Here is a 16,455-nt window from a genome sequence, read left to right as displayed (position 1 = left end):
GTATATGAACAAGGTAATGATACATTCTGTGTTATTTTTTTCTATTATGTTTCTTTCAGGCTGCGCTGATCTTTTTCAGGGCAAGGTGGCAATGGATGCGGATCCCGACGGGACCGGATCTCTGAAAGATGTGTTCAGGCAGGAAGAGGAAATATCAAAACTGTCCACGCCGACCCAGTTTTATGTTTCCGACGGATATTCCCCCTCGGCAATCAGACTGACCTGGAACGGCGTGACCGGGGCAGCGTCATATATGATTGAATGCGCGGTTATGGAACCCATAATCGACGGCGGCGGGAATATTACCTATGAAGTTCCGGGCAACGAGGATTTTGAAGTTCTGGAAAATTTTGTCTATGACACCGGATATACTCATCGGGTCCTGACAAATCCCCAGCGCACTTCGCCTGAATACCAGAACAAATATTATTACCGGATTATTGCCGAAAATGTCGGAGAAAAATATGACAGCAGTGATCCTACCGCGGCTCTTTCCGGCACCCTGTTTGCGCCGCCGTCCAATGTGCGGGCAAGTCTCGGGACTTCAACCACCCAGATAACCCTGCAATGGGAAAAGGTTAACGGCGCCTCTTCCTATACAATATACCGTTCGGATTACGCGACCGGAACTTCTCCGTACTATATGGATTCCGTATACGGGAACCAGATGTGGTATACGAATACGGTTTCAGAAGACGAGCAGGGCAAGGAATATTATTATTCGGTTTATGCCATAAATGATTCGGGAAATACCAGCGTCGTAAGCAATCTTGCGATGGGCTACGCGCTGGTTACCGGCGCTCCCGATACGCCGGAAAATGTCCGGCTTGCGGACAATTCCGGACGGGGACACGCGACAAACCAGATAACAATCGAATGGGACGCGTCTTCCGAAGCCGACTATTATGCGGTATACCGCTACAGTTCACAGGATTCTTCACTGACCAGGCTGACCGAGAACACAACGGATACTTTCTGGGTTGACTCCAAACAGCTGCGGCCGGGATTATATTATTACTATCTGGTCCAGAGCATTGCGGAAGATACAGTCAACTCCAAGGTTTTAAAAAGCCAGTTTTCAACCGATGACGTTGAAGGCTACATCCTCAGTCCTCCTTCGACAGTATCTGCCATAAAATCGTCCGGCGGATCGGTATCAATTATATGGTACCCCGCGATCGGAACGGAGACGGAACAGTCCAGATATTCATACAAGGTATACGCCGACAATAATCTGGCCGGTACATTTACCGCCGAGGTAGCGTCAGGTGTTTTGCCCGTGACTGGATCCGACGGATATATTCATGCGGATAATGTCGACCCCTATACCTTCTATAAGGTAGCAACAGTGAACACCCTGACCTCAGCGGAGAGTTCCCAGAGTTCCGTTGTATCTCCTGCACCGGCTGCTGCGGTAATTCTTGACGCGACAAAGGCCGCAAACCTTTCAGGGGAAACGGCAAATTCCTCCGGAGTATATCCGGTAAAAATTACCTGGAAGAAACCATCTTCGGAAACACCGGCAGCATATCATGTGTACCGTTCTACCTCTCCTGATTCGGGCTTCCGTAAAATAACAGACGATCCGATCGATGCTTCGGCTGAGATTGATGGCGTCTTCTCTTTTGTTGATCCCAATGAAACGGCCAAGGTCGGAAAGCTGTATTATTACAGAGTTCTTTCTTTGAATATGCTCGGTCAGGGTTCATATTTTTCCGATACCCGTACCGGATACGGAGCCCTGACTTACGAACAGTATATGCTCGAGTTTAACAAAACGGTTAAATCTTCGCATAAAAAGCTTACGCTCATGCATAAGTCAAATGATATGGACAAGCTCGGTTCGGAAACAGCGACCGGCGCAATAAGCGGGAATTTAAACTATACCGCCAAAGTCCAGGGCGTCGGCGCCCGGATTACCATGCATTACAGTAACTATGCCGACTTTTATATTGAAAATGACAGCGCCAATGGGGTGTACTTCAGTGTGACCGGAGACACCAATACAACCGCAAACATGAGCGCGAACGGTTCAATGGACGGAACAATGGTTTGTACCGGAATGTATCCGGGGAAAGTATATTATGACGGTGTTGAAATTAAAGGCGGTTCGGCGGGCGGCGGATTATACGTAATAGAACCTGCAGGTTTTTTACAGGGTTCGGTCAGTTGGACAGTAGGGGAGAGATAAAATATGTTTTCTAAAGGAAAAAAGAGTTTGTATGCCGGGTTCTGCCTCACGGCTGTTCTTGCGCTCGCCGGATTTTTTTCGGCCTGCACAACGCCAAGTCCTCTGTACGGGAAATGGGCGGACAACAGAGGCGATACGCTTACTTTTGTAAATGACGGAACCTTTGTGGCTTCAATAGCGGATTTCGTTCAGGGCAAACTTAATTATGACGGTGATTATACCGTACTCCTTAATTCACTTGTGCTTACCTGTTCCACCGGCAAGCAGATTGTAACGGAATGGGATATCCGCGGAAATATACTGTATATGAACTGGACTGATGAAGACGGCAATCTCATCCCGCTCAGCCTGTATAAAATAGCTAATTAAGGAGCCCGAATTGAAAAAACGACTGACGCTCGTCTTATTGTTTCTCCTCCTGGTATTTGCTGTCAGCGCGGAGTCAAATAATGAAGAAGCTTCTGTTTCTGATATAAATGATACTATCGCGGCGCCGGACGCGGCGGACAATGCTTCCGCCGACAAAAAAACAGCATCCCGAATAGATAAAAAACCTTTCGTTGTATTTAATGAAGGTGTAACCGCCGCTTGGGTAACAAGAATCATTAGAAAAGAAGACAGGAGCAATTTTGTTTTTGTTGATTTTATGCCAGGGGCTTATTTCGGAATAAAAACTGTAAACATGCAGCCCCTTAACAGTATAGTCCGGCTTTCGGTTTATTACCCGCTTACCTTTACTTTCAATGAGGTACCTCAGGTTGCAAAAAATGTTATCAGATATGCTGTTGACCTTTTTGCCGGCGTGGATTTTGAGCTGAACATGTGGCAGTATGTCCGTTTTAACCTGTCGCCCGGTCTGCATGTATTTTTCCAGAATTCCGACCGGTGGAATTATGTGAATGTCGGAATCGCCGCCCTGGTCGGACTTGAACTGCCGGTAAGCCGGGGCTGGACAATTCTCCTGAATGGACTTGCTTCGCTTGATAACGGCAATCTCGGAACAAACGGTACTATGGAACCATACAATATTGTCTACCAGTATCAGATTGATTTTGGTGTCAGATACAGCAGGAAAAACCCGAATCTCTATCCGTACATCAAGCCCAAAAACAAATAACCTCCCGGTCGGATTATACGGATTGCTGTTCCATGTCTTTTTCCGGCTTCTGGGGAACAGCGTTCCCATGTTGTTCCGTGCCGACTTAACCAGCGCGGAAACCGCGTGAACAACCGCGTCCCTGGTTTCTTTATCTATGCTGCCGAGGCTGTGAACAATGGAGAGGCTGCTTTTCAGCCATGAAGTACTTAACTCCGGAACTGTCTGGGCTTCGGTTGAGCTGAGTACCTGATACAGGGTATCGGCAAACTGTCTGCGCTGTTCATTATTCAAACCGCTTATCCACTCGTTCATTGTTTTGTCCATAAAAGCGCTTCCGCTTGTAACAGTATGCAGACGAAGCACATCATTAGGCGTTACCTCCCAGGAATACAGATCATGCTGGAGAAGCCCCTTTTTCGTACTGCTGACTACCGTATAATTGTCTCCGTGCTCAAAAAGCATGCCGACTACCGAGCCCTGTGGTACAAAAGTCTGAATCCTTCCCACGACCTTCCGGTATTCTTTTCCGGTTACTATTTCTTCCCTGAAACCGGGGCCGTCATTATTGAAAATTCCGGTAATGCGGTTCTGGACATGCCTGCCGCAAAAAGCCGCCGCGTATACGGCAAGATTTCCTCCCTTGGAATGTCCCCCGGTCATCAGCTTTCCTTTGAACTTTTGGGCCGCGTTATTCAGATATTCGGCCGCGTCCTGCTGGGAAGGGATATGGTCGAGGAACGCCATATTGAGATCTTCCTTCCAGCCTACAATAGTATTATCTGTGCCCCGGTAGGAAACAAATACCGGACCTTTTTTCATCAGGATAGTGAGCGCGGCAAACTGTTTTTCCTGGGAGGCATCAACATGGTTAACAAACCCGGCAAGTCTGAAATCACGGAAGCGCCTGCTTTCCCCAAGGGCTTTCAGCAAGGCCGAGTCTTCCGGACGGCTGACACGCGCCGACAAGCTGTTTTCCCCATCCGCCGTAAGTTCACTGAACCGTTTCACCGCCTCCGAAACAGTTATTGTTTTTCTTTCGGAAGGCGGCGGAACAATACCTTCAAAAGGAAGATATGAAAGCCGTGAAAGGATAATGCTGTCAACAGCATTGAACGGTGCCTGTCGAAAATCAAGGTCTCCCCGCCAATTCAGATAATCAATAATATTCGCCATGAAATAACCTGCCTGTTTAAAATATATATAAATCAGCAAAATAGACAAGCACCGCCGCCGTTTTTCTTGTAGTCAATCGATAACCCTGTGAAGGACGGAGTATTAAGCCTGCATGCGAATAAAAGACGGGTATTTTTCAGATTCAGGAAATACTCCAGGAAAGATTTTTAATGTACGCTGTTATAAGAAACAGGACAGATTTGAAAATTTCCATACACATGGATTTGCAATTTTATGTGTATGGAAATTAACGCGCCGCTGGGCAATACGATACTGTATCGTATCCGGTATCGTATCGGTCCGGTTTCTGATTGGGCAGCCGGTCATCGGGGCAGGGATATACCCGCTCCTCTGCGCGGATACATACGGACAGCATAAAATACTGAAAGGATATAACCCTCCCATGCGGAAGAATTAAAGCAGGGATAAATATTCAGATGAGGTTTTATTTACGGCTGGAATTTAATATTCCGGTACTAACCCCGGGACCCACTCCACGGAAGAACGAAACACCCGCGGCTTTGCGGGGTGTTTTATTTCCGGAACGGAAAAACAGTATACAGGCTGTTAAAATGGATTCCGGAACCTTCAGGCAAATTCACGATTCACACCGGAACATACTGATTTTTTAAAAATAATCGGGCAACCCGGATTTGAACCGGGGACCCCAAGTCCCCCAGACTTGTACGCTAACCAACTGCGCTATTGCCCGAATGCTCAATACCTTAACATGAAAAAAACGCCTTGTCAATGACGGCAAAATGGTTCTTTTTTTCATTTTTTAGTTGAAGTATTCAGAAAAACGGAATAGACTTATTATGTGAGATTTTTTAAATCGCTGAAGATTTATGAAATTCCGGGAAAACAAAGATGTAAATACAATATGGAGCTGCTTGAATGAAGGAGTATATTTACGGATATACCTGCCCTGTTACTGTTTTCCCGCCTTTACGGCAGGCTTTTTCAACAAGCGACTATAAGGTTATACATGCCAGACTTGATAAATGATAGTCATACAAAAATTCTGATCGCCGAAAGTGACCCTATCGTTGCTCTTGATTTACAGGGTATGGTAATGAGGATAGGCTATGATGTAGTAGCCCTGGCTGATGCGTGCCCTGCAGTAATTACCGCGGTAAAGCGCTTTCTTCCTGACGTCGTGCTTCTGGATATGACCCTGAAAGGGGATCAGGATGGAATTGAAATTGCCCGTGAAATTCAAAAAGACTTTGACATTCCAATAATTTTCTGTATCACAACTCCCGATTTATCGGCGCTTGTAAGGGCCAAAGAGCTGACATATGCCGCCTATCTGCTGAAACCGATCAGTCCTGATAATCTTTCAACTACGCTTGATACCGTATTATACAAGTATAAGCTTGAAAAACGTATGAAGCAGACTGAAGCCCGTTTTCAGCAGCTTGCGGAAAAAGAAGAAATACTCCGTTTTTTCATGGACGACAAGTCAGCTTTTGTCTGGCACTGGGAAAAAGACGGGGGAGTTAAACTCGAAGATTACGATGAGTACGGCATACCCGAAAAGGTATTGGAAGATCACATCAATGCCGTTATCGGGGGTTCCGCAAGTGAAAAAATTGCCACCCTTCTTTCCATTAAAGCGGATACGGCGGGTGATACCTTTCAGTTTTTTACTGTGATAGCGGCCAATACCCCGGATGGCGACCGTTTTTCAGGACTGCTGATTCCCCTCAAGGAACCATAACTCCCGTGCCTTCACAAATCTTTCATGTTTTGGCAGGTGAAAAAGCCCTTGCCCTTTCCGGAACGGTTATTGAAAATTTTGACAGCGCTGCCTTCAGGCTGGGCTGCCAGGGGCCGGATATTTTTCTGCATAACAGGAGAACAAAACCGCTCGCGCTTGCATACGGGCGCCTTCTGCACCGCAGGGATTACGGCCGGTTTTGCGCTGAATTTGTTTCAGCTCTTCCTCCTGATATCCCCGCAGGCGTATTGTCCTGGTTTTATGGTTTTATAACCCATCAGGTCGCCGACAGGCTGCTTCATCCGTATATTGTTTACCGGTCATATACCGACGGAAAAACCGGAATACCGGGGGTTTCTTCAGCGCAGTTTCACGCTTTTTTCGAGCGTATCCTTGATTCCGAACTTTTGCGTAAAACTGAACGGAAAAAACTTGATTCCTTTGATACAGGTTCATCTTTCTGGCTTTCGGGTAATGAAATAGACCTGCTTGCGAAGGCTATAGCTCCGGTTCTTTCCGCTGTGTATCCGGGCGAGGCGGAAAAAGATCCCCAAATCCTGCAGAGGATCCGGAACGCTTTTACCGATTCGATTTATTATTATGATATATCGAATCCCCGGCTGATCAGTATACATGATAAAATGGGAATTATGTGCATGCGCTATTTTGTGGAACTGGGCGCCGCCGGCGTGGCCCTGCTTCATCCTGATGAGCCTGATCCGTCCATAGACTGGATGAATACTGAAAAGCGGGAATGGAGGCATCCGGTCAGCGGGGAAAAAAGCAGCAGCTCGGTTCCCGAACTGTTTGAAGCTTCGGTGCAGGAGTCCGCCCGGGTTTTTAAACTGCTGAGGGACCTGCTCGGAGGGAATCTCTCTTTTTCCGATTTTGAAACAGCCATCGGAAATGAGTGTCTCTCGGTAGCGGGCCCGGACGGAAAACTCGGGAAAGTCCGCTTCTGGGACGCTTTTGATCTGGGTTCCGCCCTGCTTGCGGAAAAGGAAAAGAGGCTTGCCTGGCTCGGGACTGCTTAGTTGACCGCCTTTCCGGGCGCTGATATGATGGTAATATGAATCTGAATGATAAACGCCTTGGCGCATATAATAAAGAAATAAAAAAAGGTTCCTCGCCGCAGGATCAGACACAGAAAAATCCCCGGCCGTTTACACCTGAACACATTTCACGTTCCCAGAGCGGCAATCCCGGAAAAACGGAGCAGGAAAAAAAGAAACCGGAAAAAACCAATACGGCCACGGCTCCGGCAACAGACGGGAAAATTATACTTCCGGGACTTGTTAAAATCCAGCGTGACCCTGATTCGCAGGAGCAGCAGGACGGGACTTACCGTAAAGTAGCAAAATTTCTGTTACTGATTGGGGTTGATGAAGCCGCGAAAGTAATGGCCCAGTTAACGCCTGAACAGGTTGATAAAATAGTACTCGAAATCGCGTCCATACGGAGAGTAGAGCCGGATGAAGCAGAAATTATTCTCGCGGAATTTCAGGCCCTTTTAAAGCAGGCCCGGGAACCTTCCGGCGGTGTTGCGACCGCGCGTTCCATTCTGGAAACTGCCTTCGGTGCTGAAAAAGCCGAAGCTCTGCTTCAAAAGGCCGTGCCGAATGTCCACGGAAAACCGTTTGACTATCTTGAGGGTATTGATCCCGAACGGATATATCTTATCATTTCCGATGAACTTCCGGCGGTCAAGGCCCTGGTTTTGTCCCAGCTTAAACCTGTCGAAGCAGCGGAAGTAATAAAGATTATGAAGCCCGAAGAAAAGAAGGAGACCGTTCTCAGGCTCGCGAAGCTTACCGAAATTAATCCTGAAGTTCTGCGCCGCGTTGATGAGGGAATGAGGGAAAAAATCCAGAATATCAATACTTCTTCCGCAAACCGGGTTGACGGCCGCTCCGCCCTTGCCGGCATTCTCAGGAAAATGGATCTTACCAGCGAGAAAATGATTCTGGATACCCTGTCCGATACTGACCCTGAACTGGGAAAAGATTTGCGGGAACGTCTGTTTACTATTGATGACATAATACATTCCGATAACCGCTTTATTCAGGAGTATCTCAGAACCCTGACCGAACATGATATTGCCGTCCTTATTGCAGGCAAGCCGGAGAATTTCAGGGAGAAAATACTCGGCAATTTATCGCGGACGCGTTCAGCCCTCGTTCTGGATGAAGAAAAAATAGTAGTGCCGGTATCCCGGGCCGAATCAGAACGCGTGACTTCAAAGTTCTTTTCAGTCATGCGTCGGGCATGGGAAAAAGGTGAAATATATGTCGAAGGCAGGGATGATAAAACAACATGGGTACAATAAAAAAAGGAAGTGAAATTCACGGATTTGAAATTACCGATATTCAGGAACTGCCGGAGATGAATGCCCGAGGTATCAGTGCGCGGCATACAGTTACCGGACTTGAAGTATACCATATTCTCAATTCAGATGAAGAAAACTTTTTTTCTTACGCTTTTATGACCCCGAGCAGCGACTCTTCCGGAACGCCCCATATTCTTGAGCATTCGGTATTATGCGGTTCCAAAAACTATCCCCTCAAAGATCCCTTTCTTGTTCTTGTAAGGCAAAGTGTAAAAACGTTTCTTAACGCCATGACTTTTTCTGACAAGACGGTATATCCGGCAAGTTCCATGGTGGAATCCGACTATTTCAATTTAATGTCTGTTTATGGAGACGCGGTCTTTTTTCCCGGACTGGAAGAATGGGTTTTCCGGCAGGAAGGACACCGTTTTGAAATTGATGAAGCAAGCGGAAAAGTTTCCATTCAGGGAGTTGTGTTCAATGAAATGAAGGGAAATTATTCTTCCTTTGACAGTATAGCCGGAGACTGGTCATTGAAATCCCTGTTAATGGGCACTCCGTATATGCATGATTCCGGCGGAGACCCGGCGGAAATCCCGGCTCTTACGTATGAACAGTTTAAGGATTTTCACAGAAAATATTATCATCCGGTGAACTGCAGGGTTTTTCTGTGCGGAAATATTTCCACGGAAAAACAGCTTGAACTCCTTAATGAACGTTTTTTACGGCACTTCACTCCGGCTGAAAAACCGGTGTTTGAAAGTATCCCGCAGAGTTTTGACCAGCCCAGGAAATTTGAAATCCCGGCCCCTGCCGAAACCGGACAGGACCCCGAGAAAACTACTGTTCTGCTTAACTGGCTCCTGCCTGACGCAACCGATCCTGTAGCAATTCTGGAAGCAAGTCTTCTTACGGAAATTCTTATGGGCCATGACGGTTCGCCTCTGAACAGGGTTCTTCTTGAGTCGGGACTGGGCGAAGACATAGCCCCTGCCAGCGGTCTGGAAACGGAAATTAAACATATGTGTTTCTCTATCGGGCTGCGCGGAGTCCATACCCGGAATACGGCCCGGGTTGAAAGTACTATACTCGAAACCCTCGCGGAACTTGAAAAAAATGGTATGCCAGAAAAAGATATACAGGCTGCCGTCCGGTCAATAGATTTCAGCAACAGGGAAGTACGCAGGTCCGGCGGTCCCTTTGCCCTGGCTCTTATGCGCCGCTCTCTCCGCGGCTGGATTCATGGATTCGGACCTTCACATACTCTGCGTTTTATTCCCGCCTTTGAGGAAGTAAAACGCAGAATTGACGGTAACCCTTCATATATAACGGACCTCCTGAGAAAATGGCTGGTAGGAAATAAACACCGCGCTGTAGTTGTAGTATATCCGGACCAGAATTGGGAAAAAAGCTTGATGAAACGCTGGCTTCCTATACTGACTCCTTTGAGAAAAGCCTAACTCCCGAAAGCAGAGAAAATTTTCTTGAAAAACAGCGGAACTTTTATGCCCTTCAGCGAAAGGAAGATTCTCCCGAACTGCTTGCGCTTATCCCTCATCTCAGGAGGGAGGACTTGTCGGGCGTTCCTGACCGCATAGAGACTGAAATCGGTTTTTCCGGAACCATCCCTGTTCTGACTCATGAGCAGCCGACAAACGGCATTGCGTATATGGATATAGGAATTCCCGTAGATACACTCCCGCCCGGATTCTATCCTCTGCTTCCTTTCTTTGCCTCGGCTTTTACTGGAATGGGTCTGTCAGCGGGGAAAAACGGGGAACCTGCCCTGAACTGGGCGGAAGCCTCCGCTCTGCTTGCGCAGACCGCCGGCGGATTCGGGACAAGCCTTTATTCAAGTTCCCCGGTTCAGAATACAAAATTACCTGAACTTCTCCCCGGGAATCTTACCGGCAGGGATCTTCTGATAATACGGATAAAAATGCTTGAAGAGCTTATTCCCGAAGCAGTTCCGCTTCTGTTCAGATTTCTGGAAAATATTGATTTTTCAGATAAAAAACGTCTGGAAGATCTTTTACTGGAGTATAAAAATGATCTCGGCTCGTCAATCGCTCCAGCCGGAAACCAGTACGCCATTTCCAGATCAGCCGCCTTTACCGGCAGGTCCCGGGCTATTGATGAAATATGGAACGGAATTTCACAAATACAGTACATCAGGGCCTTGTGCAAAAAAATACAAACCAAAAAGGCCGCGGCCAGGCTTGCGGCGGACCTTGATGAAATTCATACGAGGCTGCTTTCCGCCGGAATTATAATCAACATAACCGGGACTTCTTCAATTATTACTTCGGTATCGGCAATGCTTCCTCGTCTGACGGAACCCTTTGGAGCTCCTTCCGGGCCTGATTCCGATTCCTCCCGGGCTGAGCCGCATTTTGCGACCCTTCTGAAAATAAACGGCAAAAAGCGGTCCCGTTCAAAAAATCCGGAATTCGAATTCATTGTTTCTTCTTCTCTTCAGGTAGGATTTGCCGCGGCCGTTCTTCCGGCGCCTCCGTATGGTACCTTTGAGCAGGCCGTTGTTACAGTCCTCGGGAACTGGCTTGCAAACGGAGTCCTGTGGGAGCAAATCCGTACAACAGGCGGCGCATACGGCGCCTTTGCGTTTCCGGATTCTCTTGAGAAACTGTTTATTCTGGCAACATACCGGGACCCCCAGCCCCTGCGTTCTCTGGCTGTTTTCCGCGAAGCTCTCACTCTGGTTTCCGGACAGGCAATAGACCCTGTTGATCTCGAAAAAACAATTGCGGGGTGCTATAGCAGGGAAATCCAGCCCCGGTCACCTGCTGACAAGGGTTTTACAGCCTTTATAAGGATTTTATACGGTATTACCGATGAATTACGTTTGCAGAAAATAAAGCATATAATTTCTGTCCAGCCTGAAGATATACAGACTTCCGCCCGGAACCTTTTCAAAGAATTCGATACGGCAAAACAGGTTATTCTGGGGGGAAAAAAACAGATAAAGACTGCGAAAAAGACGGAATTTACTGGAAATAATACGAAAATTACTATATAATAGTGAACAATAATTGCTTGAGGAGAAACAGCATGAAACATCTGGATCATGAAGGTATTGAGATTATGAAACAGCTGGTTTCTGATATTCAGGGCGCTCCCTATCCTAATGTTGTTGACAACGAATTATACAGGATATGGTATGAGCATGTGCAAATCGTAGCAAGTAAATGTCTGGAATATATTGACCGAACCTTTCCTAATGAGAAAAAAACCGGAAAATCCCGAAATTCTAAATTTAAAAATCCCTGAAAATAGACATATCCCCATCCGAATTAGTATATTTAAAGTATGAATTTAGATAAATGTACATTAAAAACACGTGAGGCAATTCAGGAAGCAACCTCGATTGCCCAGAGAGATGATTATGCTCAGGTTGAAAGTGATCATTTGCTCCTTGCTCTTCTGCAGCAGGAGGGCGGGGTTATCCCTCCGCTGGTCGAAAAGATAGGAGTTTCTCCTGACAAGCTTATAAAGGAAACGGAAGACCACCTGGATACACTTCCGCGGGTAACCGGCGAATCGGCCCAGGTATATTTTTCACCCGCAACACTCAAAACTCTCGCCAAGGCGGAAAAAGAAGCCGCGGATCTTAAAGATGACTATGTTTCAACCGAACATTTACTGCTGGCAATGAGCCAGGCCTCTGACTCCGCGGGTAATCTGCTTCGGAAGGAAGGGATAAACAAAAACGCCATACTTTCCGCGCTCAAGGATATCCGGGGAAGCCAGCGGGTTACTTCTGAAGATCCCGAGGCGACCTTCCAGAGTCTTGAAAAATACTGCAGGGACCTGACAGCCCTTGCCCGGCAGGAAAAAATTGACCCGGTAATAGGCAGGGATGAAGAAATCCGGCGTGTTATGCAGGTTCTGTCCCGCCGGACCAAGAATAATCCTGTTCTCATCGGGGAACCCGGTGTCGGAAAAACCGCGATAGTCGAAGGACTTGCGCGCCGCATTGTTTCGGGTGATGTTCCCGACAGCCTTAAGGGCAAAAGACTCCTCGCCCTTGACCTCGGGGCTCTTGTCGCCGGCGCAAAATTCCGGGGTGAATTTGAAGAACGTCTCAAAGCTGTTATATCGGAGGTCCAGAAGTCAGACGGACTGATTATTCTTTTTATTGATGAACTGCATACTCTGGTCGGAGCAGGCGCCAGCGAGGGTTCCATGGACGCCTCCAACCTGCTCAAACCTGCCCTTGCCCGGGGCGAACTCCGCGCAATAGGCGCGACCACTTTAAATGAATACCGGAAGTATATCGAAAAGGACGCCGCCCTTGAGCGCCGTTTCCAGCAGGTTTACTGTCCTGAGCCAAGCGTAGAAGACACCATAGCTATTCTCCGGGGACTGCAGGAAAAATATGAAGTCCATCACGGGGTCCGCATCAGAGACGAGGCCCTTGTTGCCGCTGCGACCCTTTCCGACCGGTATATTACCAGCAGGTTTTTACCTGATAAGGCAATAGACCTTGTTGATGAGGCCGCCAGCCGTCTGAAAATGGAAATAGAAAGCCAGCCGACAGAACTGGACCAGGTTGAACGCAAAATTCTGCAAATGAATATTGAAAAACTTTCCCTTTCAAAGGAAAAAGATCCCGCATCCGTGGAACGCCTGGGCAAGATCGAGGCGGAACTTGCAGAGATGGGTGCCAGGCGCGATGCGATGAAAGCCCAATGGCAGAATGAAAAGGGCCGCATTGACGAAGTCAGGAAGTTCAAGGAAGAACTTGAACAGCTCCGCAATGAAGAAACACGCTATACCAGGGAAGGAAACCTGACAAAGGCCGCTGAAATTAAATACGGCAGTATCCCTGAAATTGAAAAGAAAATGCAGGCAGCAACCGACGCCCTCGAAAAAAACGCCGGCAACTCGGGCCAGCTTCTGCGTGAAGAAGTATCGGAAGAAGATATCGCAAAAATCGTTTCTTCATGGACAGGGATTCCCGTTTCAAAAATGCTCGCAAGCGAGCAGCAAAAATATCTCCAGCTTGAGTCAGTACTCCAGAAAAGAGTTGTCGGACAGGATGACGCCGTCAAGGCTGTTTCGGACGCAATCCGGCGCAATAAAGCAGGGCTTTCGGATATAAACCGCCCTCTCGGAAGCTTCCTTTGTGTAGGACCGACCGGCGTAGGCAAGACCGAACTGGCGAGGACCCTTGCGGATTTTCTTTTTAATGATGAAAGAGCCCTTACCCGCATAGATATGAGCGAGTATATGGAAAAACACGCGGTAAGCCGTCTTATCGGCGCGCCTCCGGGCTATGTCGGTTATGAAGAAGGCGGTCAGCTTACCGAGGCTGTCCGCCGCCGGCCCTACAGCGTCGTTCTTTTTGACGAGGTTGAAAAAGCCCATCCTGATGTTTTCAATGTCCTTCTTCAGGTGCTTGATGACGGGCGGCTTACTGACGGGCAGGGGAGGGTTGTCGATTTCCGAAATGTCATAATTATTATGACGAGTAATATAGGTTCCGATTATATCCTTACCGCAAAAACGCTTGATGAAATTAAACCCCGCGTCGCTGAACTATTGAAGGAAAATTTCCGTCCCGAATTCCTGAACAGGATAGATGAAATTCTGACCTTTAACCGGCTAAACAAGGACAATATTCTCAAGATCGCCGATATTCAGCTTAATTCGGTTGCATCCCGCCTTGAAAGCCGGAGACTTAAACTTGTTATTGATCCTGAAGCAAAACAGTATCTGGCCGATGTCGGATTTGATCCGCTTTACGGCGCCCGTCCTCTGAAACGGGCAATCCAGAGCGAACTTGAAAACCCTCTGGCAAAGCATGTGCTTGCCGGCGAATTCCCGGATGGGTCAGTAATTCATGTAACCTATCCGCCGGGAGCGGACGGGCTGGTTTTTGAAAAAGGAAAGGCCGCGCCTGCAAAAAAAATAATTTCCTGAATTCAGAAAAAAGAGCCAGCGGGAAGGAGGCTGTTAATAAAACAGCATAATGCAAAACGGAATTATGGCAGCTGCCTTATGGGGATGCAAATGACGAACAGGCGTATCGCTAAAAAGAACGATACGCCTGTCTTTTCACGCTTTAGAAACTTATTTTCAGGATAATCGGCGGCTAAACTACAAAACACCCCGGGTGTACATGCATTCTTAATCTATCCTGCATACAGAGTTGCGACCTTGTTTCTCTCCTGAAAAAGTGTGCATCCTCCATTATGTGTGTCCGCATTTTTTGCGATTTCTCTTAACTCCGCAAAATAGCCGGACTGTAACACGTCAAGAACAGAACATGACTTCAGGTTGTACTTCGCATAAGGTGAAAAGGGGCAGGGTTCAGCGCCGCCAACGGAATTAATGTGAAAAAAACCGCGTCCCGATGCCAGACATCCACCCATTGCCTCTTCGTCTCCGGGGAAAGAGAGGATAACCATATCAGACATATCCCCTCTCAGCGCTGAAACGGCATTGCCCAACTCGGCCAAATCCTCCTTGTCCAATGCAAGATGTTCCGTTTGTTCGCTTACAGGCACATACTCTACAAAGAATGCCAGGCCACAACCCATGTTCCTTAAATTAGAAATATAAGAGGGGTCTGTAACTGCCTGCATGTTTTCTGTTGTGACCGTTATAGAGACACCAAACAATATCCCTTTTTCCTGCAGACGGCTCATTGCCTTCTGTACCGCCGCGTATACACCTTCGCCGCGGCGCACATCTGTTTTCGCTGCATCTCCTTCCAGGCTGAAAATCGGGATTACATTGCGGCTGCGATCCAGCAGCGAAAGGCAGTCATCGTCAATCCGGGTTCCATTTGTGAAAACCGGAAAAATAATATCCCTGACGCGGGACGCGGCCTCTATAACGTCATACCGCAAAAATGGTTCGCCGCCGGCCAGCAGGATAAAAGGAATACCGAGCTGTGCCGCCTCATTAAAGATGGATTCCCATTTTGCGGTGTCAAGATCAGGCTGCGTTACACTGCTGCCGCAAGCGCCATTGGCTCTGGCATAGCATCCGGAACAATGCAGATTACACTGTGAAGCAATGCTGGCAATTAAAAATGATGGAATGTGGATACCGGCTTTTTCATAACGGTTTCGGATTGCGGCGCTTTTTGAACGCGGGGCAGCATGCGGGAAAGAAAAGCGCGTCCTTCCCGGCTGCTCATGTAATAACGCCTTACTGTTTTCAGAATATTGTTGATTCCTCGGTTCATAAAAATGTTCAGATTCATTTTACCACCCCGTTTCTAATTTGGTATACAATCGCAAACTGTTCAATGTGCCGCATGAGCAGCATAACCGCGTCGCCTTCTTTTTCCGGCATAGTATCATATTGGCAAAGGATCAGATAAAACGGAGCGTAAAATTGCAGCGCAATGATATCCGCGGGCCCTTTCCGAAAAAACCCCTGGGCAATCATTTCAGAAAAAAGCTCGGTTTGGAAATGCATCGCTGAATCAATAAACCAGTTCTGAAATGTTTTTGCTGCATTGCTGTTTTTGTATTGCTCGATCATCAACATTTTCCGAAACCGGGACGCTTTCGGGTCCTTGAGGAAAAACAAAAAGATTGCCTCGCATGCCTGCTTCAGCCAGACAAGGTCATTGCGGCCATATTCTGCGGCTACCCTTTTAATTTCACCTTGGGGAAGGCGATACATGGAAACTGTCTCCGCAAAGCGCGCATCCATTTCTTCCAGCAGGGAATCGTATATCTCCTGCTTGCTCTTAAAGTGTTTGTACAGCGAACTGTCCTTAATACCTACAGCATCGGCGATGTCCTTCACGGTTACACCGTCATAGCCGCTGACAGAAAACAGCTCAAGCGCTTCATCCAAAATTAATTGTTTTGTGTTTCTTCTTTCCACAGATATCCCCTGTATGCAGGCTAGTATTTACTAGCTTAAATATAGCTAGTAAATACTAGCCTGTCAAGAGGAAA

At 47.4% G+C, this 16,455-nt stretch carries 12 protein-coding genes and 1 tRNA gene; 9 read left to right on the top strand and 4 right to left on the bottom strand.

From position 1 onward, the window contains the following. Positions 1–4 precede the first annotated feature (4 nt). Positions 5–2,191, top strand: coding sequence for a fibronectin type III domain-containing protein (locus tag K7I13_RS03195; RefSeq protein ID WP_255947876.1), 2,187 nt, complete (start codon positions 5–7; stop codon positions 2,189–2,191). Positions 2,192–2,194: 3 nt separating this feature from the next. After that, complete coding sequence (locus K7I13_RS03190) at positions 2,195–2,560, top strand: hypothetical protein (protein WP_255947875.1); 366 nt, start codon at positions 2,195–2,197, stop codon at positions 2,558–2,560. 73 nt (positions 2,561–2,633) lie between these two features. Here the strand turns inward: K7I13_RS03190 and K7I13_RS03185 are convergent, their stop codons facing one another. Next, entirely contained in the window at positions 2,634–4,463 is a 1,830-nt protein-coding gene (locus K7I13_RS03185) for a DUF2974 domain-containing protein (protein WP_255947874.1), read from the bottom strand. 638 nt (positions 4,464–5,101) lie between these two features. Continuing rightward, positions 5,102–5,175: transfer RNA gene (locus tag K7I13_RS03180), tRNA-Pro, on the bottom strand. Between the two features lie 276 nt (positions 5,176–5,451). Here K7I13_RS03180 and K7I13_RS03175 point away from each other — a divergent pair. From K7I13_RS03175 to clpB, 7 genes are read left to right on the top strand one after another with little or no spacing between them, the layout of a single operon-like run. Further along, the gene (locus tag K7I13_RS03175) at positions 5,452–6,186 is read left to right on the top strand and encodes a response regulator (protein ID WP_255947873.1); all 735 of its coding nucleotides are present in this window, start codon (positions 5,452–5,454) and stop codon (positions 6,184–6,186) included. A 5-nt stretch (positions 6,187–6,191) separates the two neighbouring features. After that, entirely contained in the window at positions 6,192–7,220 is a 1,029-nt protein-coding gene (locus tag K7I13_RS03170; protein WP_255947871.1) for a zinc dependent phospholipase C family protein, read from the top strand. A 35-nt stretch (positions 7,221–7,255) separates the two neighbouring features. Beyond that, positions 7,256–8,512 carry a flagellar motor switch protein FliG gene (locus tag K7I13_RS03165; RefSeq protein ID WP_255947869.1) on the top strand — a complete coding sequence of 419 codons (1,257 nt, stop codon included), beginning with the start codon at positions 7,256–7,258 and terminating at the stop codon, positions 8,510–8,512. Continuing rightward, the gene (locus K7I13_RS03160) at positions 8,500–9,972 is read left to right on the top strand and encodes an insulinase family protein (RefSeq protein WP_255947867.1); all 1,473 of its coding nucleotides are present in this window, start codon (positions 8,500–8,502) and stop codon (positions 9,970–9,972) included. The genes K7I13_RS03165 and K7I13_RS03160 overlap by 13 nt, the downstream gene beginning before the upstream one ends. Then, positions 9,912–11,549, top strand: a complete 1,638-nt coding sequence (locus tag K7I13_RS03155; RefSeq protein WP_255947866.1) for an insulinase family protein — start codon at positions 9,912–9,914, stop codon at positions 11,547–11,549. The genes K7I13_RS03160 and K7I13_RS03155 overlap by 61 nt, the downstream gene beginning before the upstream one ends. A gap of 32 nt (positions 11,550–11,581) precedes the next feature. Continuing rightward, positions 11,582–11,800, top strand: coding sequence for a hypothetical protein (locus K7I13_RS03150; RefSeq protein ID WP_255947865.1), 219 nt, complete (start codon positions 11,582–11,584; stop codon positions 11,798–11,800). 39 nt (positions 11,801–11,839) lie between these two features. Beyond that, the gene (gene clpB, locus K7I13_RS03145) at positions 11,840–14,455 is read left to right on the top strand and encodes an ATP-dependent chaperone ClpB (RefSeq protein WP_255947864.1); all 2,616 of its coding nucleotides are present in this window, start codon (positions 11,840–11,842) and stop codon (positions 14,453–14,455) included. A gap of 212 nt (positions 14,456–14,667) precedes the next feature. On the opposite strand, the gene K7I13_RS03140 is transcribed toward clpB, so the two are convergent. Then, entirely contained in the window at positions 14,668–15,540 is an 873-nt protein-coding gene (locus tag K7I13_RS03140) for a radical SAM protein (RefSeq protein ID WP_439647473.1), read from the bottom strand. Between the two features lie 202 nt (positions 15,541–15,742). After that, positions 15,743–16,381 (bottom strand): TetR/AcrR family transcriptional regulator, encoded by a 639-nt coding sequence (locus K7I13_RS03135; protein ID WP_255947863.1) that lies wholly within the window; start codon positions 16,379–16,381, stop codon positions 15,743–15,745. Positions 16,382–16,455: the final 74 nt, after the last annotated feature.

It is taken from the genome of Brucepastera parasyntrophica, from assembly GCF_022376835.1.
GTDB classification, from domain to species: Bacteria; Spirochaetota; Spirochaetia; order Treponematales; family Treponemataceae; genus Brucepastera; species Brucepastera parasyntrophica.
The sequence above is the reverse complement of the archived record's forward strand: the minus strand, read 5'-3'. Positions and strand labels throughout refer to the sequence as shown.

Coding starts and splice junctions, on each gene's coding strand:
- K7I13_RS03150 (WP_255947865.1), top strand. CDS start 11,582: ATGAAACATCTGGATCATGAAGGTATTGAGATTATGAAACAGCTGGTT.
- K7I13_RS03160 (WP_255947867.1), top strand. CDS start 8,500: ATGGGTACAATAAAAAAAGGAAGTGAAATTCACGGATTTGAAATTACC.
- K7I13_RS03165 (WP_255947869.1), top strand. CDS start 7,256: ATGAATCTGAATGATAAACGCCTTGGCGCATATAATAAAGAAATAAAA.
- clpB (WP_255947864.1), top strand. CDS start 11,840: ATGAATTTAGATAAATGTACATTAAAAACACGTGAGGCAATTCAGGAA.
- K7I13_RS03195 (WP_255947876.1), top strand. CDS start 5: ATGAACAAGGTAATGATACATTCTGTGTTATTTTTTTCTATTATGTTT.
- K7I13_RS03190 (WP_255947875.1), top strand. CDS start 2,195: ATGTTTTCTAAAGGAAAAAAGAGTTTGTATGCCGGGTTCTGCCTCACG.
- K7I13_RS03175 (WP_255947873.1), top strand. CDS start 5,452: ATGCCAGACTTGATAAATGATAGTCATACAAAAATTCTGATCGCCGAA.
- K7I13_RS03185 (WP_255947874.1), bottom strand. CDS start 4,463: ATGGCGAATATTATTGATTATCTGAATTGGCGGGGAGACCTTGATTTT.